Annotated in this window: 18 protein-coding genes; 8 read left to right on the forward strand and 10 right to left on the reverse strand. The window is 70.7% G+C overall.

Annotation, left to right across the window (positions count from 1 at the left end; all coding sequences use genetic code 11):
• The first annotated feature begins 2 nt into the window (after positions 1 to 2).
• Positions 3 to 1,643, forward strand: a complete 1,641-nt coding sequence (locus AC1DCT_RS10130; protein WP_477428949.1) for an acyl-CoA dehydrogenase family protein — start codon at positions 3 to 5, stop codon at positions 1,641 to 1,643.
• 131 nt (positions 1,644 to 1,774) lie between these two features.
• Here the strand turns inward: AC1DCT_RS10130 and AC1DCT_RS10135 are convergent, their stop codons facing one another.
• The 3 genes from AC1DCT_RS10135 to AC1DCT_RS10145 all read right to left on the reverse strand — a co-directional run bounded on the left by AC1DCT_RS10135 (position 1,775) and on the right by AC1DCT_RS10145 (position 6,724).
• A complete protein-coding gene (locus tag AC1DCT_RS10135; protein ID WP_477428951.1) occupies positions 1,775 to 3,496 on the reverse strand; it encodes a phospholipase C in 1,722 nt (573 codons plus the stop codon).
• Between the two features lie 277 nt (positions 3,497 to 3,773).
• A complete protein-coding gene (gene pntB, locus AC1DCT_RS10140; protein WP_477428953.1) occupies positions 3,774 to 5,171 on the reverse strand; it encodes a Re/Si-specific NAD(P)(+) transhydrogenase subunit beta in 1,398 nt (465 codons plus the stop codon).
• On the reverse strand, positions 5,168 to 6,724 hold the full coding sequence (locus tag AC1DCT_RS10145; protein ID WP_477230110.1) for a Re/Si-specific NAD(P)(+) transhydrogenase subunit alpha: 1,557 nt from the start codon (positions 6,722 to 6,724) through the stop codon (positions 5,168 to 5,170). The genes pntB and AC1DCT_RS10145 overlap by 4 nt, the downstream gene beginning before the upstream one ends.
• A gap of 180 nt (positions 6,725 to 6,904) precedes the next feature.
• Here AC1DCT_RS10145 and AC1DCT_RS10150 point away from each other — a divergent pair, with 180 nt between their 5' ends.
• From AC1DCT_RS10150 to AC1DCT_RS10165, 4 genes are all read left to right on the forward strand, one after another.
• Positions 6,905 to 7,330: a hypothetical protein gene (locus AC1DCT_RS10150; RefSeq protein ID WP_477428955.1), complete on the forward strand. Its 426-nt coding sequence runs from the start codon at positions 6,905 to 6,907 to the stop codon at positions 7,328 to 7,330.
• Positions 7,331 to 7,412: 82 nt separating this feature from the next.
• A complete protein-coding gene (locus AC1DCT_RS10155; protein WP_477428957.1) occupies positions 7,413 to 7,817 on the forward strand; it encodes a trimeric intracellular cation channel family protein in 405 nt (134 codons plus the stop codon).
• Complete coding sequence (locus AC1DCT_RS10160; RefSeq protein WP_477428959.1) at positions 7,818 to 8,072, forward strand: trimeric intracellular cation channel family protein; 255 nt, start codon at positions 7,818 to 7,820, stop codon at positions 8,070 to 8,072. It abuts the gene before it with no gap.
• A 75-nt stretch (positions 8,073 to 8,147) separates the two neighbouring features.
• Positions 8,148 to 9,449 carry an alpha/beta hydrolase gene (locus AC1DCT_RS10165; RefSeq protein ID WP_477428961.1) on the forward strand — a complete coding sequence of 434 codons (1,302 nt, stop codon included), beginning with the start codon at positions 8,148 to 8,150 and terminating at the stop codon, positions 9,447 to 9,449.
• 89 nt (positions 9,450 to 9,538) lie between these two features.
• On the opposite strand, the gene AC1DCT_RS10170 is transcribed toward AC1DCT_RS10165, so the two are convergent.
• A complete protein-coding gene (locus AC1DCT_RS10170; RefSeq protein WP_441978223.1) occupies positions 9,539 to 10,855 on the reverse strand; it encodes a cation:proton antiporter in 1,317 nt (438 codons plus the stop codon).
• Between the two features lie 61 nt (positions 10,856 to 10,916).
• On the reverse strand, positions 10,917 to 11,861 hold the full coding sequence (locus tag AC1DCT_RS10175) for a LysR family transcriptional regulator (RefSeq protein ID WP_477428963.1): 945 nt from the start codon (positions 11,859 to 11,861) through the stop codon (positions 10,917 to 10,919).
• Between the two features lie 97 nt (positions 11,862 to 11,958).
• Between AC1DCT_RS10175 and AC1DCT_RS10180 the strand changes: the two genes are divergently transcribed.
• Positions 11,959 to 12,999 (forward strand): YeiH family protein, encoded by a 1,041-nt coding sequence (locus AC1DCT_RS10180; protein ID WP_477428965.1) that lies wholly within the window; start codon positions 11,959 to 11,961, stop codon positions 12,997 to 12,999.
• 94 nt (positions 13,000 to 13,093) lie between these two features.
• On the opposite strand, the gene AC1DCT_RS10185 is transcribed toward AC1DCT_RS10180, so the two are convergent.
• The 5 genes from AC1DCT_RS10185 to AC1DCT_RS10205 form a co-directional block, all read right to left on the reverse strand.
• Positions 13,094 to 14,110 carry a magnesium and cobalt transport protein CorA gene (locus AC1DCT_RS10185; protein ID WP_477428967.1) on the reverse strand — a complete coding sequence of 339 codons (1,017 nt, stop codon included), beginning with the start codon at positions 14,108 to 14,110 and terminating at the stop codon, positions 13,094 to 13,096.
• Between the two features lie 140 nt (positions 14,111 to 14,250).
• A complete protein-coding gene (locus AC1DCT_RS10190) occupies positions 14,251 to 15,531 on the reverse strand; it encodes a serine hydrolase domain-containing protein (protein ID WP_441978220.1) in 1,281 nt (426 codons plus the stop codon).
• A gap of 118 nt (positions 15,532 to 15,649) precedes the next feature.
• Positions 15,650 to 16,381, reverse strand: coding sequence for a response regulator (locus AC1DCT_RS10195; protein WP_477428968.1), 732 nt, complete (start codon positions 16,379 to 16,381; stop codon positions 15,650 to 15,652).
• Positions 16,378 to 17,673: a sensor histidine kinase gene (locus AC1DCT_RS10200; protein ID WP_477428970.1), complete on the reverse strand. Its 1,296-nt coding sequence runs from the start codon at positions 17,671 to 17,673 to the stop codon at positions 16,378 to 16,380. The genes AC1DCT_RS10195 and AC1DCT_RS10200 overlap by 4 nt, the downstream gene beginning before the upstream one ends.
• Positions 17,670 to 18,245 carry a hypothetical protein gene (locus AC1DCT_RS10205; protein WP_477428972.1) on the reverse strand — a complete coding sequence of 192 codons (576 nt, stop codon included), beginning with the start codon at positions 18,243 to 18,245 and terminating at the stop codon, positions 17,670 to 17,672. The genes AC1DCT_RS10200 and AC1DCT_RS10205 overlap by 4 nt, the downstream gene beginning before the upstream one ends.
• A 270-nt stretch (positions 18,246 to 18,515) precedes the next feature.
• Here AC1DCT_RS10205 and AC1DCT_RS10210 point away from each other — a divergent pair, with 270 nt between their 5' ends.
• Positions 18,516 to 19,589, forward strand: a complete 1,074-nt coding sequence (locus tag AC1DCT_RS10210; RefSeq protein WP_477428974.1) for a hypothetical protein — start codon at positions 18,516 to 18,518, stop codon at positions 19,587 to 19,589.
• A 142-nt stretch (positions 19,590 to 19,731) separates the two neighbouring features.
• Positions 19,732 to 20,385 carry a response regulator gene (locus AC1DCT_RS10215; protein WP_441978216.1) on the forward strand — a complete coding sequence of 218 codons (654 nt, stop codon included), beginning with the start codon at positions 19,732 to 19,734 and terminating at the stop codon, positions 20,383 to 20,385.
• Positions 20,386 to 20,432 lie beyond the last annotated feature (47 nt).

Consider the following 20,432-nt stretch of genomic DNA (forward strand, 5'->3'; position numbering starts at 1 on the left):
GCATGGCGACGCACACCGTCACGAACCAGGCCCCGCCACGAGAAGGCCTCGATGAGTACGCACTCCACCTCCCCCTCGTCGAGGGTGTGCGGCGACACGGCGCTTCCTGGGCCGAGCCGGAGCTGACCGCGAGCGGGATGCTGGTCGGATCCGCCGCCTTCCAGCACGACGCGGAGCTCGCGAATGTGCACGAGCCGGAGCTCGTCGCGTTCGATCGCTGGGGGCACCGCATCGACGAGGTCGAGTACCACCCCTCGTACCACCGGGTCATCGGCGCCGCGGTCGCCGCCGGAGCGCACACCGCCGCCTGGGCGGATCCGCGTCCTGGCGCGCAGGTCGCTCGCGCCGCCCAGTTCCTGCTGTTCGCGCAGATCGAGCCCGGCCACGCCTGCCCCGTGTCGATGACGCACGCGGTCGTTCCCGCGCTGCAGCAGTTCGGGTCCGCGCACCTGCAGGACGAGTGGATGCCGCGGCTGCTCTCCCGGGATTACTCGCCCGCACTCGCCCCCGGCAAGACGTCGGCTCTGTTCGGCATGGCGATGACGGAGAAGCAGGGCGGATCCGACGTGCGCGCGAACCGCACCTCCGCGGCGCCGACCGGCGACGGGTCCTGGATCCTCACCGGGCACAAGTGGTTCTGTTCGGCGCCGATGTCCGACGGCTTCCTGGTGCTCGCTCAGGCGCTGGCCGGGCTCACCTGTTTCCTCGTGCCGCGCGTGCTGCCGGACGGATCCCGCAACCCTTTCCTCATCCAGCGCCTCAAGGACAAGCTCGGCAACCGCGCGAACGCCTCGAGCGAGGTGGAGTTCGACGGCACCCTCGGCTGGCTCGTGGGCGAGGAGGGTCGCGGTGTCCGCACGATCATCGAGATGGTCAATCAGACCCGGCTGGACTGCATGCTCGGCGCCGCCGCCGGCATGCGTCAGGCGACCGCCGAGGCGATCTGGCATGCGCAGCACCGATCGGCCTTCGGTGCCCTGCTCGCCGACCAGCCCGCGATGACGCAGGTGCTCGCCGACCTCGCCGTGGAGGCCGAGGCCGCGATCGCCTCCTCGCTGCGGGTCGCCGCAGCCTACGAGGCCGACGCGCCCTCCGAGGACGAGCCGTTCCGCCGGCTCGCGACGGCGGTGCTCAAGTACTGGATCTGCAAGCGCGGGCCCGGCCACGCCTACGAGGCGCTGGAGTGCCTGGGCGGCAACGGCTACACCGAGGCGTTTCCGCTCGCCCGGCGCTACCGCGAGCAGCCGGTGATGGCGGTGTGGGAGGGATCCGGCAACGTCATCGCGCTCGACGTGCTGCGCGCGATCGCCCGTGAGCCGGAGACCGCCGACGCGCTGCTCGCCGAGGTGCGCCTCGCCGCCGGGGCGGACGCCCGCCTCGACGCACACGTGGCCGACACGGAGCTTCTGCTGCGCGCGGCGCAGCGAGATCCCACGTCCACCGAGGCGCAGGCCGGAGCACGCCGACTCACGGAAGCGCTCGCGGTGGCGCTGCAGGGCTCGCTGCTGCTCCGGCACGCGCCGGCACCGGTCGCCGACGCCTTCGTCGCGTCCCGCCTCGGCGGCGCACGCGGCTTCCTCTACGGAGCCGCGCCCGCTCGGGCCGCCGCCGCGATCGTCGCCCGCCACGCCGGCTCGCCATGAAGGCTGTCCGCCGAACCGGCTCGATGCCGGCGGCGACGTCGACGGCCCGGTCGCTCACTCCGAGCGCCCGGGCCGTCGTGCCGATGCGCGGGCCGGCTCCAGGAGGCCGGCCCGCGTGTGCCCGTCGGGCGTCAGCTGCAGCCGCCGCCCTGCCCGAGATGCTTGCCGTTGTTGCCGGCGCAGTACGCCGGCTGGACGATCGCGCCGGTGGCCGGATCCAGCGTCAGGTTCGCGTCCTTGCGCGGGTGCGAGAAGTCGAGCATGTTGCCGAGGGAGCCGGCGACCGCGTCCACGGATCCGTCGCCGAGCCGGCCGAGGCCCCAGTTGTCCTCGATGAACCGCGAGATGGACGACTGCTGTGTGACGGTGTGGTCGACGAAGTCCTTCTTCGCGAACGGGGAGATCACCAGGAGCGGCTGACGCGGTCCGGGGCCGCAGCGGTCGGCGTAGCCGCCCAGGATCGGCGTACCGGAGGCGGCCGCGTCGAGGCACCAGGCCGCATCGTTCTGCGGATCGTTCGACGCGTTGGTCACGGTCGCCGCGACGTGGTCGTACCAGCCGTCGGAGTCGTCGTAGGCGAGCACGATCGCCGTGGATCCCCAGTTCTTGGACTTCTGGATGGCGTTGATCTCGTTCACGACGAAGGCCTGCTCGTCGATCGGATCCGAGTACGACGCGTGCCCGTCCTGGTAGTTCGGCGCCTTCAGGTACGAGACCGCCGGCATGTTGTCGGTGTCGACGACCTTGTTGAAGTCGGTGATGTCGTACTGGTGGTTGGCCTGGCCGGCGTGCCCGATCTCGGCGTCGGAGGCCGGGGCGAGGTGGTGCGGGTTGGCCGTCGACGCGAAGTACTGGAACGGCTCGTGGTGCGGGTTGTAGTCGGTCGACGAGACGCCGGCCACGTTCGTGTGCGTGGTCGTGCACTGCGCATAGTCGATGCCCTTGATCGTCTTGGTGCCTTGCGGCGTGAAGCCGCCCTGGAACCAGCCCCACGACACGTTCTTCTCGTTCAGCAGATCGCCGATGTTGCGACCCTGCATCGCGGCGAGCGCATAGCTCTTCGCGTGGCTGCCGTCGGAGCAGTCGTCGAAGGCCGGATCCGGATCCTCCGTCATGGTGCCGACGCCCTGCGCGTCCGGGCTCTTCACCGTGTACGGGTCGGGGGTGGCGGTCTGCGCGCCGGTGAACGGGTCGACGCTGATCACGCCGTGCGTCTGCCCGGAGACGAGGTTGAGCGCACCGGGGCTCGACGGGCCGAAGGTGTCGGAGAAGCTGCTGTCGCTGAGCGCGTAGTGCTGGGCGTAGTTCCACAGGCCGGTGACGGTGTTGCCGTCGTAGTAGTCCATGGTCATGCCCGGGGTCGCATACCGGGGATCGCCGGGGTTGCCGCAGGTGTCGGTGCTGGTGTTCTCGACGAAGCGGTCCATGGCGCCGCCGTTGTACGCCTTCTGCTCGGCGAGGTACTCGTGGTCCTGGTCGCAGGTGACGGACTGACCGGGGGTGAGCCGCTTCGGCTGCACGGTGTTGGGGTTGTTCGGCGCGAGCAGCCCGGCGTTCGCGAGGGTGGCGATGTCGGTCGGGGTGTCCTTCGCGGCGGTGAACGCGGAAGCCGGCGCCCCGGTGCCCTGGACCGTCTCGCCCGCGATGTTCGCGGCATTCGGGTAGGTCGCGAAGTAATGGTCGAAGGACACGTTCTCGCCGAAGATCACGACGACGTGCTGGATCGGCGTGGAGGTGGCGGCAGCGGGACGCGGAGCAGCGGCGGCCGGCAGCGCGCCGGCTGCACCGCCGGCCGCGGCCGCCAGCACGAGGGCGCCGAGCGCCCCGGCGGTGCCGAATCGGGAACGGAACATCGAGGGACCTTTCGTGAGAGGAAGGGGCCTCGATGCCGCGGAGGACGCCAGGCGCTCCCCGGCATCGGGTCCCGCACCGAAGGTAGGCCCGCACGACCGCCGGCGACAGGGGTCGAAGGCATCATTCCCGATCCGTTCACCGGATCCATCGGGTTCTCCCAGGAAAGCGGCCCGCGAAGACGCGCGCGCGCTCAGGAAAGGCCGGCCCGCAGGCCCTCTCGTGCCGAAGGTCGGCCCCCGTCAGGGAGCCGATCTTCGGCGCACTGGGCGGCGTGGATCAGAGCGCCGCGATGATGTCCTCCACGCGCTGCTTGGCGTCGCCGAACAGCATCTGCGCGTTCTCCCGGAAGAACAGCGGGTTCTGCACGCCCGCGTAACCGGCGGCCATCGAGCGCTTGAACACGATCACGTTCTCGGCCTCCCACACCCGCAGCACCGGCATGCCGGCGATCGGGCTGCCCGGATCCTCCGCTGCGGCGGGGTTGACGGTGTCATTCGCGCCGATCACCAGCACGACGGAAGTCGACGCGAGGTCGTCGTTGATCTCCTCCATGCTGAGGACGATGTCGTACGGCACCTTCGCCTCAGCGAGCAGCACGTTCATGTGGCCCGGCAGGCGCCCCGCGACGGGGTGGATGCCGAAGCGCACGTCGATGCCGCGTTCGCGCAGCTTGGAGACGAGGTCGGCGACGGGATACTGGGCCTTCGCGACCGCCATCCCGTAGCCCGGGGTGATCACCACGCTCTTCGCGGAGGTGAGCATGTCGGCTGCGCCCTCCGCGGTGATCTCCCGATGCTCGCCGTGCTCCTCGTCGCCCGACGCGGACGCCACGATCCCGAAGCCGCCGGCGATGACGGACAGGAACGACCGGTTCATGGCCTTGCACATGATGTAGGAGAGGTAGGCACCACTGGATCCGACCAGCGCACCGGTGACGATGAGCAGGTCGTTGTTGAGCAGGAAGCCCGCGGCGGCTGCCGCCCAGCCGGAGTAGCTGTTCAGCATCGAGACGACGACCGGCATGTCGCCACCGCCGATCGAGGCGACGAGGTGCCAGCCCAGCGCGAATGCGAGCAGGGTGACCGCGATGAGCAGCCACAGCTGCTGGTCGATCACGAACCACACCGTGAGAACCAGGAATGCCACGAGCGCCAGGATGTTCAGCACGTTCTTGCCGGGCAGCATGAGCGGCTTCGAGGAGATCCGCGCCGACAGCTTGAGGTAGGCAACGATGGATCCGGTGAAGGTCACACCGCCGATGAAGATGCCGATGAAGACCTCGGCGTTGTGGATTCCGACCAGGGCAGGGGCGATCTTCGCGTGGGCGAGGTGGCCGTTCCAGCCGACCAGCACGGCGGCGAGGCCGACGAAGCTGTGCAGCAGCGCGATGAGCTCGGGCATGCCCGTCATCTCGACGACCCTGGCGCGCCACAGGCCGATCCCCGCTCCCACGATCAGGGCGACGAGCAGGAAGACCAGCCCGATCACGGCGCCGCCGGACCAGGCCTGCGCCACGGTCAGCGCCACGGTCGCGACGAGCGCGATGGCCATGCCGGAGATGCCGAAGATCACGCCGGAGCGTGCGGTCTCGTGCTTGCTGAGCCCGGCGAGGCTGAGGATGAACAGCAGGGCCGCGACGATGTACGCGGCAGTGGAGAGAGCCCCGACGGTCACTTCTGGCCGCCCTTCGTGAACATGGCGAGCATGCGACGGGTGACCGCGAACCCTCCGAAGATGTTGATGGATGCGAGCAGCACGGCGATTGCGGCGATCACCTGGACGACCGGATTCGGATCCGTGATCTGCAGCATCGCGCCGACCACGATGACGCCCGAGATGGCGTTGGTCACCGACATGAGCGGGGTGTGCAGCGCGTGGTGCACCTTGCCGATCACGTAGAAGCCGATCACGACGGATAGCGTCAGCACCGTGAAGTGCTGAGGCAGCGGCGCGGGCGCGAAGGCGTTCACCGCGAACAGCGCGGCGATGCCGAGCACGATCAGCAGCGCCTTGCGGCCGGCCGACATGCCCTTCTTCGCCGGTGCCGCCCCATCCGGTCCCTGAGCCTGTCGAAGGGCGACCGGCGCCTTCGCCGGAGCCGCCGCGACCTGCACGGGCGGTGGCGGCCAGGTGACGGCACCGTCGCGCACGACCGTGACCGAGCGCTGCACGACGTCGTCGAAGTCGATCGTGAGCACGCCGTCCTTGCCCGGGGTGAGCAGGGCGACGAGGTTCGCCACGTTCGTGCCGTACAGCTGCGAGGCCTGGGCGGCCAGGCGTGAGGCGAGGTCGGTGTAGCCGAGGATGATCACGCCGTTCTCGGTGACGATGCGCTCGCCCGCGACGGATCCCTCCACGTTCCCGCCCTGGCCCGCCGCCATGTCGACGATCACGCTGCCGGGCTTCATCGCGGCGACATCGGACGCCGTGATGAGCCGGGGCGCGGCACGCCCCGGGATGAGCGCCGTGGTGATGATGATGTCGACGTCGGCGGCCTGCTCGGTGTAGATCTCGGCGGCGCGGCGGTCGTACGCCTCGCTCGTGGCCTTGGCGTAGCCGTCGGAGGACTTCTCCACAGCCACGTCGACGGGCAGGTACTCGCCGCCGATCGAGGTGACCTGGTCGGCCACCTCGGGGCGCGGATCCGTGGCGCGCACGATCGCGCCGAGGCTCGAGGCCGCACCGATCGCGGCGAGGCCGGCGACGCCCGCGCCCGCCACGAGCACCTTCGCCGGCGGCACCTTTCCGGCGGCGGTCACCTGGCCCGTGAAGAACCGGCCGAACTCGTGCGCAGCCTCGACCACGGCCCGGTAGCCCGCGATGTTCGCCATCGAGCTCAGCACGTCCATCGACTGCGCCCGCGAGATGCGCGGCACGGCGTCGAGCGCCAGGGCGGTGATGCCGCGCTGAGCGAGGGACTCGACGAGGTCGGGGCGCAGCGCCGGTGACAGCAGCGCGATGAACGTCGCCCCGTCGGCGAGCAGAGCGATCCGCTCCGGATCCGGCGGCGTGATCGCCAGCACGATCTCACTGCCCCACGCCTGCGAACGTTCGACCAGCGTCGCCCCCGCGGCCGCGTAGGCCTCGTCGGGGTACGACGCATCCGATCCCGCTCCGCGCTCCACGACCACGTCGTGACCGAGCTTGCGAAGCTGCGCGATCGTCGCCGGGGTCGCGGCCACGCGCGCCTCGCCCGCAGGCTCGCGCACGATGCCGATGACTGCCATAGCTACCTCCTCTGTGCCCGTCAGCGATGACGGGGCTCCAGGCGACCTCGCCCGGACAACCTGCTCAGAGTACTGAGCCGGACGGCGGGGATCCCTCGGCTTTTCGCGATCTTACGCGCAAAGAATCGCGGATCTTTCCAGTCCGACAACGCCGCGCGCTCCCCGCGTAGGCTCGTCCTCATGGCACCGGATCCTCGGCTGAAGGCACTGCTCGGCGACTGGACGGGGACGGAGGAGCTGTACCCGACCGCATGGACGGAAGCGGGATCCGCCCGCGGTGCCCTCAGCATCGAGCCAGGCCCCGACGGGATCCTCCTCGACTACGTGGAATCGAGGGACGGCGCAGCCGGCGCACCCCTCGTGGCGCACGCCGTCGTCGCCGGCGCCGGCTTCTGGTGGTTCGACACGTACGGCTTCACTCCGGCGACGCCCGGCACCGCGGTCTGGGACGGCGAAACCCTGGTGCTCGACCGTCGATCCGACCGCGGCCGCACCGTGATGCGGCTGCGGCCGGAGCGCGACCGCCTGATGCTCGAACTGGACACGGCCGTGCCGGCGGACGCGGATCCGTCTCCCCTCGTGCGCGGCGTCTACACGCGCGGCTGATCGGCCGCCGGGAACGCGGAGCCGGATCCGCCACGCCGGGGCGATGCCTGCGGGCGGTCGCGCGAGACGCTTAGCTGTCCTCGTGAAGGCCACTGCATCCAGGCTCCTCGCGACGCCGCGCCCCGCGATCAGCGCCCGCCTGTTCGACACCCTCGACATCGTGGCGACCGGTCTGTTCGCGGTCGAGGGTGCGGCGGCTGCCGCGCATGCCGGCCTGGATCTGCTGGGTGTTCTGGTGGTGGGCTTCATCGTCGCGCTCGCCGGCGGTATCCTTCGCGATGTGCTGCTCGGCGACCTTCCTCCGGCGGCGTTCTCCTCGCGGATCCGGATCATCGCCGCGCTCGGCGCCTCGCTCGCCACGTTCGGGGTTCTCGCCGCGGTCGACGAGATCCCCGCCCTCGCGCTCGCCGCTGCGGACGCGGTGGGCCTGGCCCTGTTCGCCGTCGGCGGTGCGGAGAAGGCCGCCTCCCGCGGCGCCAATCTGTAGGTGGTCGCCGCGCTCGGCACGATGACGGCGACGGGCGGCGGCCTCGTGCGGGACGTGCTCCTGAACCGCGTGCCGTTCGTGCTCTCGCAGAGCGTCTACGGCACGGCCGCACTGGCCGGGGCGCTGGTGACGGGGATCCTGCTGCGCTGGACCCGGGCACGCGGACTCGCGCTGCTCGCCGGATTCGCGGTGGCGTTCCTGCTGGGCATGCTGGCCGTGGTCTTCGACTGGCAGCTGCCCCGGCTTCCGGTCTGACCGGTTGTGATCGGCACCGGACTAGAGTCACTCGTGCCGCGCGCGATACGACTGACCACCGAACAGGAGCCATCGATGACCTGGTTCTTCAAGCTCAACGTCATCGACGGCCCGCTCCCGCTCACGATCTGGGGGCTGACGATCGTGGCCGTGATCGTCGTCCTGATCCGCCGGCCCAGCCCGGCGTGGTTGTGGCGGATCGTGATCGCCCTCGCCGTCGGGATCGGCGGAGGCGCTGCACTCGTGGCGTTCGTGAACACGTCGCACGCCTTCGGGCCGGCCTTGCCCTACGCGTGCTGGTTCTGGGTGCCGGCAGGGTTCGCGGCGATCCTCCTGGGCATCGTGTCGTTGTGGGAGCGCCGGGTCTGGCGGAAAGTCGTCGCGATGCTGGTGGTGGTCCTCTCCCTGCTCTCTACGACGCTCGGCGTCAATGCGGCGTTCGGCGTCAACACCACGGTCGGCTCGATGCTCGGCATCGCGACCGACGACAAGATCGACGTGCTGCCCAAGCCGGTCCCGACCGAGACCACGAGCGGCCCGCTCTACGAGTCCTGGTACCCGCCGGCGGACATGCCGAAGACCGGCGAGACGGCCGTGCTCAGCGGCTCGCACGCGATCCCCGCCACCGGCGGCTTCCGGCCCCGCGATGCGGTCCTCTACCTACCGCCCGCGGCGCGCACCGCGAATCCCCCGCGGCTCCCCCTGATCGTGATGATGATGGGCTATCCCGGCGATCCGGACGCGACGTTCATCGCAAAGGCGCTCGATGACCTCGCCGCCAAGAACAAGGGCCTCGCGCCCATCGTGATCGTCGCGGATCAGCTCGGCGTCACCAAGTCGGATCCGGTCTGCGCGAACACCGCCAAGTACGGCGACGTGCCCGCCTACTTCAACACCGACATCCCGGCCTACGCGACGAAGAACCTCAACGTGCTGCTCGACCACAGCTACTGGACGATCATGGGCTACTCGAACGGCGGCGCCTGCGCGTTCACATGGGCGACCCACCACCCGGACATCTGGGGGAACATCGTGGCGATCTCACCGGACGAGTACCCGGGCGTGGAGTGGCGCGACGAGGCGATCAAGACGCTCTTCGGCGGCGACGCGGCGAAGTTCGACGCGCTCAAGGCCGAGGCGGGGATCGCGGAGAACCCCGGGAAGTTCGCCGGCCACCTCGCCGTGTTCACCGTCGGCGGTGCGGATCCGGGATACATCCCGGGGACGAAGCGCGACGCCAAGCGCGCCGAGGACGCCGGCTTCACCACCACGTTCCATGAAGCACCGGGAGCCGATCACGTCGCAGGCGCCCTGAACACCGGGATCCCGTTCGCCATGGAACTGCTCTACAAACATCTGGGCCTTTCGGCTCCCTGACCCCCGCCCCGTGCGCAGCGCATGACCGGCGGTCCGCCGGCTGCCGAGCCGGGCGAGACCGCCGCTCGGTCACGACAGGGCGGCGCCGATCAGTGCGGCGTCGCCGAGCCCTCGGCCCGCGCGGCCGTGTTGCCCGGCGAGAGCCGACGCAGCACGAGCGGCGCCGCGATGCCGTGCAGCAGGATGCTGCCGACGACGGTGACGACCATGACCAGGAGCACGATGTTGCCGTCCTCATCGGGCAGCGCGTTGTACGCGAGCAGGCCGAACACGATCGTCGCCGTGCCGCGCGGCCCGAGCAGGCCGATCCGCACCCGGTCTCCGCGCCCCACGGAGCTGCCCATCAGCGAGAGGTACACCGGGCCGAGCCGCAGCAGGGTGAGCGCGAGCAGCGCCAGCACGAGAACCCGCCAGTCGAAGGAGTCGGTGAAGGCGAGCAGCGCCGCACCGCCGAGCATGAACCAGACGAAGTTGGCGGTGAGCGTGCCGACCTCCTCGACCAGCAGCAGCTCGGCATGAGGGATCACCCGCAGCTCCATGCCGCGGGTGCGGGCCACGCGGTACATCAGACCGGCGACGAAGGCGGCGACGAAGCCGTTCGCCTCGAGGGCCGGGATCGTCGCGATGCCGTACGCGATGAGCGGAAGCAGCAGCATGGCGTAGCGCGCACCGCCCTCGCTCGCGATGTTCCGGTCGCGCGCGATCCGCAGCACGAGGCCGACGAGACCGCCGAGCACCACGCCGATCACGACGGCCCAGAGCGTGGCGGGCACCGCATTCAGGAATGCCTCCGTCATCTTGTCGACGTTGTGCCCGAGATCCTCATCCGTGACGTTGACCGTGTCGGATCCGGTGGCGATCGCCTGCCGGACCACGGGGGCGAGCACGACGGCGATCGGCAGCGCCATCCCGAAGATCGGCGAGACGAGGCCGTCGTTGTAGCCGCTCTCCACGTTGAGGATCGCGCGGATCCGCTCCGGCAGGCGCTTGGTGCGCAGCAACCGGGCGGCTGGAGCGAAATCGGTCGGCATGACCACGCACGCGATCACCCCGATCACCACGAACGACTCGGGGATGAGCAGCACGCTCGCGATTGCCGTGAGGATGAGCGACAGCGGCAGCGCGATGAGCACGAGCCGCGCCGTGACCCTGCCCTCGCCCCCGAAGATGCCGCCGCGCACCTCGGTGGCGTCGGCGAACAACAGGAGGGAGAGGATGACCTCGACGATCTTCTCGGTGACCGGAGAATCCAAGGCGGTCGCATAGGTCGGCAGGTCCCACACCGTGGTCGCGGCGCCCAGCACCAGCAGCATCGCCGGGCCCGCGACGCCCCAGCGCTCGAAGCGGCGCGACACCAGCGACCACAGCAGCACCGCGGCGAGGCCGAAGAGCACGAGCGAGGGCATCCGGTTCCTTCCGACGATGGCGACGGCGGCGCGACGGCCGCAGTATCGCGACGAGGTGAGACTATCGCGCCGAGCGTCCCTGCTTCGCCGCCCGTTCCTTCGCGGTCGCCACGGCCACCTCGATCAGCTCCCGGGCGGCCGGGGAGAGGTCGCGCGCTCCCCCGCGCCAGAGCGCCGTGATCGGGCGGATGACGGGTTCGCCGGCGGTGCGCACCGCGCGCAGTCGGCCCAGCCGGATGTCGTCGGCGGCCTCCCGCCGGCTCATCACCGCGGCCCCCAGTCCGCCCGCGACCGCGGAGCGCACGGCGGCCGAGGTCGGCAGCACCACTGCCGGCTCCGCGGCGTCCCGGCCGAGCCGGCGGCGCACCTCGTCCTCCCAGGCGCGCCGGGTGCCGCTGCCCTGCTCGCGGGCCACGAGCGCCTCGTCGGCCACCGTGTCGAACTCGACGGGGCCGCGCGCGTTCCAGGGGTGCTCGGGCGCCACGACCAGCACGAGCTCGTCCTGGTCCACCATGGTCGCGCCGAGCTCGACCGGCACCTCGGTCGACTCGATGAACGCGAGATCCGCATGCCCGTCCCGCACCAGCGCAGCGGCGTCCGTGCTGTTGCCCGAGAGCAGCTGCACGGCGGTCGGCGTGCGCCCGGCCTCGACCTGGCGCCCGCGCAGTGCGACGAGCCACGGTGGCAGCAGCTGCGCCGACACGGTCTGGCTCGCCGCGACGGTGAGCCGTGCGGTGCTCTCGCCACGCAGGGTGCGCGTCGCGGTGCGGAACCGGCCGACCGCCGCCAGCACATCGTCCGCCCAGGACGCCACGACCTCGCCCTCGAGCGTGGGGCGGGTGCCCGACGGGGCGCGGTGGAACAGCGACAGTCCGAGTTGACGCTCCACCGCGCGCAGACGTGCCGACGCCGACTGCTGGGTCACGCCGGTCTCCCGCGCCGCGCCGGAGATCGAGCCGGTGCGCACGACGGCGACCAGCAGCTCGAGCGCTCCGAGGTCGGGCATCGCTCCCTCTGTCACCTGGCTTGCCACAGTCCACGACTGTACCCCTATCGAGCGCCGCCGGATACCGCGGTCGACGTCGACGGACGAGCCTGGATCCATGATGTTCCGCCCTGCCCCCACGTTCCCCTCCCGCCTCGTCGCGCGCGGGGCGGACGTGCTGCCGGGCTTGGCGCTCACCGTGCCGATCGCCGTCGTCGCCACGCTGATCGGCGCGGCGATTCCGGTGCTCGGATCCGCCCTGCCCGCGATCGTGATCGGCGTGGTCATCGCGGTGATCCGTCGGCCCGGCGCGCGTTTCCAACCCGGTGTGGAGTACTCGGGGCGGTTCCTGCTGCAGTTGGCCGTGGTGCTGCTGGGCGCGCAGCTGTCGCTCGACGCGATCCTGCGCGTGGGCGCGGAGACGCTGCCGGTCATGCTGTCAACTCTTGCCGTGTGCCTGCTCGGCACCTGGGTCATCGGCCGGGCGCTGCGCGTGCCCCAGCGCCTGCGCACCCTGATCGGCGTCGGCACCGGAGTCTGCGGGGCCTCCGCGATCGCCGCGGTGTCGCCGGTGATCGGCGCGCTCAGCGCAGAGGTCTCGTACGCGGTGTCGACGATCTTCGTCTTCAACATCCTCGCCGTGGTCCTCTTCCCCCTGCTCGGTCACGCCCTGAGCATGGATCCGCACACCTTCGGACTGCTCGCCGGCACCGCCGTGAACGACACCAGCTCGGTGGTCGCCGCGGCGAGCGTCTTCGGAGCGGCCGCGCTCGGGTATGCGGTCGTGGTGAAGCTCGTGCGCACGCTGATGATCATCCCGATCTCGATCGGACTGTCCGTCATCGAGTCACGCCGGGCGACCGAGGGGCGGCGGCTGACCCTGCGAGGTGTGATCGGGCTGGTGCCGTGGTTCCTCGTGGGGTTCCTCGTCGTCGCGGTGATCGGATCCCTCGGGGTGATCCCCGCCGGCCCACGAGAGGCGATGGTGCACACCAGCGGGTTCCTCATCGCCACCGCGATGGCCGGCATCGGGCTGTCCACCGACGTGACCGCGCTGCGCCGTGCCGGCTGGCGGCCCCTCGCGCTCGGCGCGATCCTGTGGATCCTGGTCACCGTCACCGCCCTCGCGGTGATCGCGCTGACGACAACTGGTGGTTGAGCGAGGACGCGCGAAGCGCGACCGAGACCAAACGCGGCGCTCTCGCGAAGGACGGCGTTTCGTCTCGCTTCGCTCGCTCAACGACCCCGGTCGGTCAGAGCCAGCCGCGCTTCTTGAAGACCAGGTACAGGGCGAATCCGCCGCCCACCATGAGCGCGATCGCCATCGGATAGCCGGCGGCCCATTTCAGTTCTGGCATCACCTCGAAGTTCATGCCGTAGATGCCCGCCACGATGGTCGGCGCGAAGAAGATGGCGGCCCAGCTGGAGATCTTCTTGACCTCCTCGCCCTGCCGCATGCTCTCCTCGGTCATCCGGCGCATCTCCTCGTTCTGGCGCCGGGCGACGATCGTCGCCTCCACGGTGAGCGCGTTGTCGAGATTGGCGCGGAACGTCGAGACGCGCTCGGACAGGGTCAGGATGTGGTCGAGCACGTCGCGCAGGTAGCGCTGCAGCTCCAGGTCGACGGCGTACTTCGCGGATCCGCGCAGCAGGTTCTCCAGCATCGGCTGCAGCGGCTGCGTGGCCTTCTGGAAGTCGATGACCTCGCTGCTCAGCTCGTAGATGCGCTGGGTGACGTCGGACTCCTCGAGGAACAGCTGCGCCTCGATCTCGTCGATGTCGTTCTCCAGACCCGCCAGCACCGGCGAGTACTCGTCGACGAGCTCGTCGAGGACCGCGTAGAGCACGGCCTCGGGGCCGCGGGCGAGCAGCTCGGGGTCGTGCTCCATACGGCCGCGCACCCTGCTCAGGCTCGGCGTCTCGGCGTGCCGGATCGTGACGACGAAGTTCGGGCCGACGAACACGTGAAGCTCGCCGAACTCGACCTCCTCGTTCGCGTCCAGATAGCGAGCGGGGCGCAGCACGATGAACAGGGTCTCCCCGTAGCGCTCGAGCTTGGAGCGCTGATGCCCGGTCAGCGCATCCTCCACGGCGAGCTCGTGCAGGCCGAACTCCGCGGCGACCTGGCGCACCTCCTCCTCGCTGGGGCGGTACAGGCCGATCCAGCCCATGCCGCCGCGGCCGTGCATGAGCTCGAATGTCTCATCCAGCGTGTGCGGGGTGTCGGTGCGGACGCCGTCCACATAGATGCCGTTGTCGACGATCGCCATGGTTGCTCCTCGGGTCGTGCGTGCGCCTCGACCTGCAAGCCGGTCGAACGCGGGAGGCGTCGAGCCGTCCGCTCAGCTGTCTTCCGGCAGATGAGCGGACCAGCCGAACCAATACTCCCGCGCTCGACGGGAGTATTGCATCAGCCTTGCGGCAGCGGGCAGATGGCCGCGCCGTCGACCGCCTTAGCGTAGTCGTCCGAGGTGAACGGCAGGGCGAATTCCGGCGCCGTCCTGCCCTTGCCCGCGGGCGCCTTGGAGGCGATCGCCGCGAGCTCGAACGCGAGGTCACCCGCGAACGCGTCGCCGACCGTGGAATCGTTCAGCACCACGGCGACCGTGAAACCGGTCGCCGGGTCGGAGTAGGCCGCAGTCAGGTAGCCGGGCGTCCCGCCGTGCTGGCCGATCATCGATCCGACCAGCTTCGCGCCGCCGGTGGTCTGATACCAGCTCGGGGCTCCGTCCGCGATGGGGAGCGGGGTGCCGAAGCGCTTCGGGGTCTTCTTCACCCGCAGCGCCTGCGCCGCCTCGGCCTGCACGTACCGTCCGAGATCGGCGATCGTGGAGACCACTCCCGAGTCGGTGTAGCCGTTGCTCGACGAGCTCACGGTGATGTCCGTGGGCTTCGCGCACTGATAGGCGCCGTCGACCTGGGTCAGGTAGGAGCCCTTCAACGCAGGCGACGGGGTGGGCGCGGCGGCCTGGGGACCGGGCAGCGACGTGGAGCCCAGCCCGAGCGGAGCCGTCACGTACTGGCGGATGAGCTGCGCCGCGGTCTGGCCCGTGGCGCGCTCCAGCGCCTGCCCGAGCAGCAGATACCCCGCATCGGAGTCGCGGTAGCCGGTGTGCGGGGGCGTCCGGTTCTGGGCGAGCCCGTAGGACGCCAGCTCCTTCGGCTCCCACTGCCGGTCGGGGTTGCTCAGCCACATCGGCATCGCCGTCGCCTGGGAGGAGCCGATCCCGCCGGTGCCGTTGCACAGATCCAGCAGGGTGACGTCCTGCAGATCCGGCACACCCGAGACGTACTCGGTGATCGACGCGTCGAGCTTGACCGCGTCGCGGTCGGCCAGCGCGTACAGCACGTCGCAGGTCATCAGGCGAGTGACATCGCCGATCCGGAACGACATGTCGGTGCTCACCGGGGTCTTGTCCTCGACGGACACGGTGCCGAGACCCTCGACGTAGGATCCGCCCCAGGGCGCCCACACGCCGACGATCGCGCCGCTCGAGCCGCTCGCCGCCATCGCGCGCTGGACGGCCGCCTTGATCTGGTCCTGCGTATCGGACGGCAGCCCGCCCTGCACCTGCGGTTTCGGCGAGTACGAGGGCGCTGCGGCAGTGCCCGAGCAGCTGCTCAACGCGAGTGCCGCCGCAACGGCACCGGCGACCAGCGCCCCTATCCGACGGCCTGTGATCCGACGCATTCGCCCCCCTGACATCCTCACGATTGTAAGCGGCCCTTCTCAGGGCGACGTCATCCCTGAGGATGATCCCGGACATCGGGCGAAGATCGTGATGTGCGGGATACGCGCCCACTGTGCCTCAGACGCTCCCGAGTCCCTTCGCGATCGCCTGCGCGCGATCGCGCACGCCCAGCTTCGCGAACAGCGCGTTGACGTGCGTCTTCACCGTGGCCACCCCGACGTAGAGCGCCTCGGCGATCTCGCCGTTCGACCGGCCCCGCAGGATGAGCGCGTAGACCTCCCGCTCCCGGGCTGTGAGCGCGGGGAAACGCGTGGCGAGGGCCGTCGCCGAGGCCGGATCCGGATCCGGATCCGTGTCCGCGAGGGAAGGCTCGACGCGCCCGTGCGCATCCGGCGCGGCGGCATCGGGGGTGACGGCGTGCGGCGCGCCGATCCGTCCCAGCAGCACGTCGCGCACCGGGGCGGAGAACGTGGACTGTCCTGCGGCGACCGCGCGGATCGCGGCGGCGAGCTCCGCCCGCCCCGCGTCCTTGGTGAGGTAGCCGCGAGCTCCGGCGCGCAGCGCGGCGACGATGTCGGCGTCGTCGGCGAAGGTGGTGAGCACCAGCACGGCGGTGCCCGGCGTCTCCGCCGTGACCCGCCGAGTCGCGGCGGCGCCGTCCAGCACCGGCATCCGCAAGTCCATGAGGGCGACATCGGGATGGGTGGCGGCGATGAGCGCCACGGCCTCGGCCCCGTCGCCGGCGGCGCCGACGACCTCGAAGTCCTCGACGAGGCCCAGCACTGTCTCCAGCCCGTCGCGGATGATCGCCTGGTCGTCGGCGAGCACGATGCGGATCCGCTCGGTCACGCCGGCGCCTCCACCCGCAACTCGAAACGATCGCTCCGTGCGCCCGCACCACCGCCGGTCCCTGAGCCCGTCGAAGGGTCCGGCACCAGACCTGCACGGGCGGTCCCGCCGAGCGCGGCGAAGCGCTCCCGCACCCCGCGCAGCCCATAGCCGCCACCGGTCGCGACGAGCCCCCTGTCCTGAGCGGGCGCCGCGGGGGCCGGGTTCTCGATCGTGCACTCCACCCGGTCAGGATGCCAGATCAGCCCGACCCGCACCTCGGCGCCCGGCGCGTGCTTGCGCGCGTTGCTCAGCCCTTCCTGCACCGCGCGGATCAGCGCCTCGGCGAGCGCGGCCGGTACCGAGCGCGGCACGCCGACGACGTCGAGGCGGGCGCTCTTCTCCCCGGTGACGAGTGCGCGGATCCGGACCTCGAGTTCGTCCGGCGCTACCGGTGCTGCCGTGTCGGACCCCGGTTGCTCGGCCGGCTCGCGCAGTGCCCGCACGGCCTCACGCGCCTCTTCCAGCCCGTTCACGGCGAGCCGCCTCGCGGCTGTCACCCGTTCCGCCGCGCGACCGGCGTCACCCGCGTCGAGCAGCGCCTCGGCCGCGTCCAGCTGCACCACGAGGCCGCCCAGGCTGTGCGCCAGCACGTCATGCAGGTCACGGGCGAGCGCCACCCGTGCGGCGGTGGCCTGCGCCCGCAGTGCCTCCGCGCTCGCGCGTTCCCTCTCGATCAGGAGCACGCGCTGCGCCCGCCGGCCGAGCCCCGCGATCACGCACAGCACGAGGGCGGCGACGATCCCGGCGAACCCGAGGACGTCGACCTCGGATCCGGCCGTCCCCGTCGCGCCGGCCTGCGCGAGCGCGGCGCCCAGCGCGATCCCGAGCGCCCCCACGACCGCGACGCCGCCGAAGACCGGCAGCGGCGTCTGGGGGTCGCTCGTCACGGTCATCACCGCCACCACGAGCAGCGCCACACCCACCCCGCGCGTCGGAACCGCGGTGAGGCTCCCCGCGATCGTCATCACGGCGAGCAGACCGATCGCGAGCAGCGACGCCCGGCCGGATGGCGGAGACGTCCTCGCCTGAGCGGCCGGCGCCTGCACCCCTGTTGGAGGAACCGGATCCGTTCCGCCCCGGGTCGCAGCGACCAGCGTGCGGATCACCCAGGCCGCGAGCCCGACGAGGGCGAGGGCGGTGACCCACGGCGAGACCACGGGGGCGGCCCGCCACAGTCCGTAGGCGACGGCGAGAGCGCCGGCGAGATTGATGCCGGCGCTCCACCAGGTGAGCGGATTGATGCGGGTCACGAGACCATGATGCGCGCTGATGCGTCCTGCGCGGTGCCGCGGCGCAGCCCTTCGACTCGGTGGTGCAGGACGAGGGTCCTGGCTGCGCGGTTCGCGGCGAGCACGAGCAGGATCAGTCCGCCGGAGATCCCGAGGTGGCTGCCGAACGACTCGAACGCGAAGGTCAGGCCCACGCGCACGCCGATAAGCACGACCCACAGCGCAAGGCCCCAGGGCGAGGTGCGGGTCTCGAACTCGGCGGCGGCCCTGGCAGCGGCCTTGACGGGCATCCCCGCCGTGACCGGGACGGCGCCGTCCGGGCGGGCGATGCGGCGGATGTGCGCGATCGCGCCCATCGCGGCGCCCACGACCACGGCGATCACGATCTCGACGACGAACGCGACGACGTCGATGACCCCGAGTCCGCGCCCGTTCAGGGACTGCAGCAGCAGGGCCACGCCGAGGATCGCCGCCACTGCGGGGAAACTCCAGTCGCGGGTGCCGAGCACCGGACGCCAGGTCATCTGCCGGACGGCGATCACGCCGACCGCGACGAGGATCAGCAGGACGTTGGAGACGATCGAGAGGTTCATGTCCTCGATGCTCCTCGGATGCCGGATCCGGCGGCACCGCCCTGGGGTGGAGATCCGCGTTCGGCGGGTGGAGATCTGCGGCCAGCGCGCGGAGTCCGCGCCCGGCGGGTGGAGATCCGCGTCCGAGCCCGCGATGTGGTGCAGGCACCACATCGCTGTGGTGGCACGACCATCGGCCGCCGGCGCGTCGATTTCTAGCCTTTTCAGTACGAGAACTTCCCGGATCGGGATGCCGCAGACGCCCTTCGCGGGCAGTGAGAGAAGGACACCATGAACACCACGAAGACCACTGACAACACCACCGCCAGACGCCTCGTCGGAGCCGGGCTCGTCGGCGCCACCGTGCTCGGCTCGATCGCCATCGGCGTCGCCACCGCCGCCCCCGCGTCGGCCGCGACCCCGGTGCGCGCGGCGGCCACGGCCGACGTCACCCGCGGTTTCGACATCGTCAACATGACCAAGCACACTCTGGAGCTGACCGGGATCGGCAGCCCGGGCGAGCGCGATCAGTACCGGCCGACCGGGACGAAGATCCTCCCCGGTCAGTCATACCGCTACGAGAAGGTCTACTACTTCGCCAAACGCGGTGAGACGACCCTCACATTCAACTACAGCGAGAACCTGCCCGACGGCTCGATCCGGCTCGGAACCTTCGAAGCGACACTCGTCGTCGACGCCTTCAGTGGCACCAACATCCGCACGGATGCCGGTGCCACCTTCACCGTCGAAAACCAGGGCATCACCGCCGGCCGGCTGATCCTCTCGGAGAAGGAGTTCTCCACGATCTCGGTGCCCGCCTCCGACGCCCAGCGGCAGGCCGACCTGCTCAACCAGACCTGCATCTCGGGGATGGCGTCGTGCACGTTCACGCCGGTGACGAAGGTGGACGGTCCCGATCAGCGCAGGCTGGTCGCCGGTGGCGCGAACAACACCGACACGGCGCGTCCGGAGAGCTTCACCACCAAGGTCGTGGCCACCACCACCTCCTCGGTCGAGACAACCGGATCCGCCAAGCTGACGATCAAGGGGATCCTCGAGGCGGGCCTCAGCCACAAGTACGGCGGCACCTGGTCCGACACCAAGGAGACCACGAAGGTGCACAACTACACGATGAGCCCTTACTCGAACTACAACATGTGGTCGCGGTCGCTGACCGACCGGGTGACCGGCGACTTCACCGTCACGATGGGCAAGACCACCTGGAAGCTCACCGGGGTGCACTTCGACATCCCGAAGAAGGACGCCGACCCGCTCTACGACAGCGTCGCACGCCCGCTCACCGACCAGGAGAAGGCGAACCTGCCGCAGGTCGCCGAGATCAAGCCGATCGCGCCGGCCGACTGACCCACTGGGGACCCGGGGGATCCGAGGAGTTGGGGAACCACGGATCCGAGCCGCCGCCCGCACCCGAGAGGTGTGGGCGGCGGTTCTGCGGGAGTACTCTCGGGGCACCGGCGGGATCGCACACCGGCAGGCAGGAGCACGTATGCGCGTCGTCATCGCCGAGGACGAGTTCCTGCTGCGGGAGGGGATCTCCCGCATCCTCGCGGATGAGGGTCACGAGATCGTCGCGACGGCCGGCGACGCGGACGACCTGCTCGGCAAGGTCGCCGCCTACCGGCCGGATCTCGTGCTCACCGACATCCGGATGCCGCCCGATTTCGCCGACGACGGTCTGCGCGCGGCGAAGCGGATCCGTCGAGAGTTTCCCGGGACGGCCGTGGTCGTGCTGTCCCAGTACGTGGACGCCACCGGTGCGATGGAGCTGCTCGCGGACGGCGCGAACGGCATCGGCTATCTGCTGAAGCGCCGCATCCTCAACCTCGAGGACTTCCTCGACTCCGTTCAGCGCGTCGCCGACGGCGGATCCAGCATCGACTCGGATGTCATCACCTCGATGGTGCGCCGCGAGGTCCGCAACCACCAGGACGGCGGCATCGCGCAGCTCACCCCGAGGCGGCTGGAGGTGCTGCAGCTGATGGCGCAGGGCTACAGCAACGCGCGCATCGCCCGAGAGCTCTTCGTGACGGAGAAGGCGGTCGCGCGCAGCATCGCTCTCATCTTCGTGGCCCTCGATCTGCCTCCGGATCCCGACGACCATCGCCGGGTCCTGGCCGTGATGCGCTTCCTGGACCGGTGACGGATCCGGCACGCTCAATCGGTCCCTGAGCTCGTCGAAGGGCCCGA

This window comes from Microbacterium sp. 10L49 (assembly GCF_056395125.1).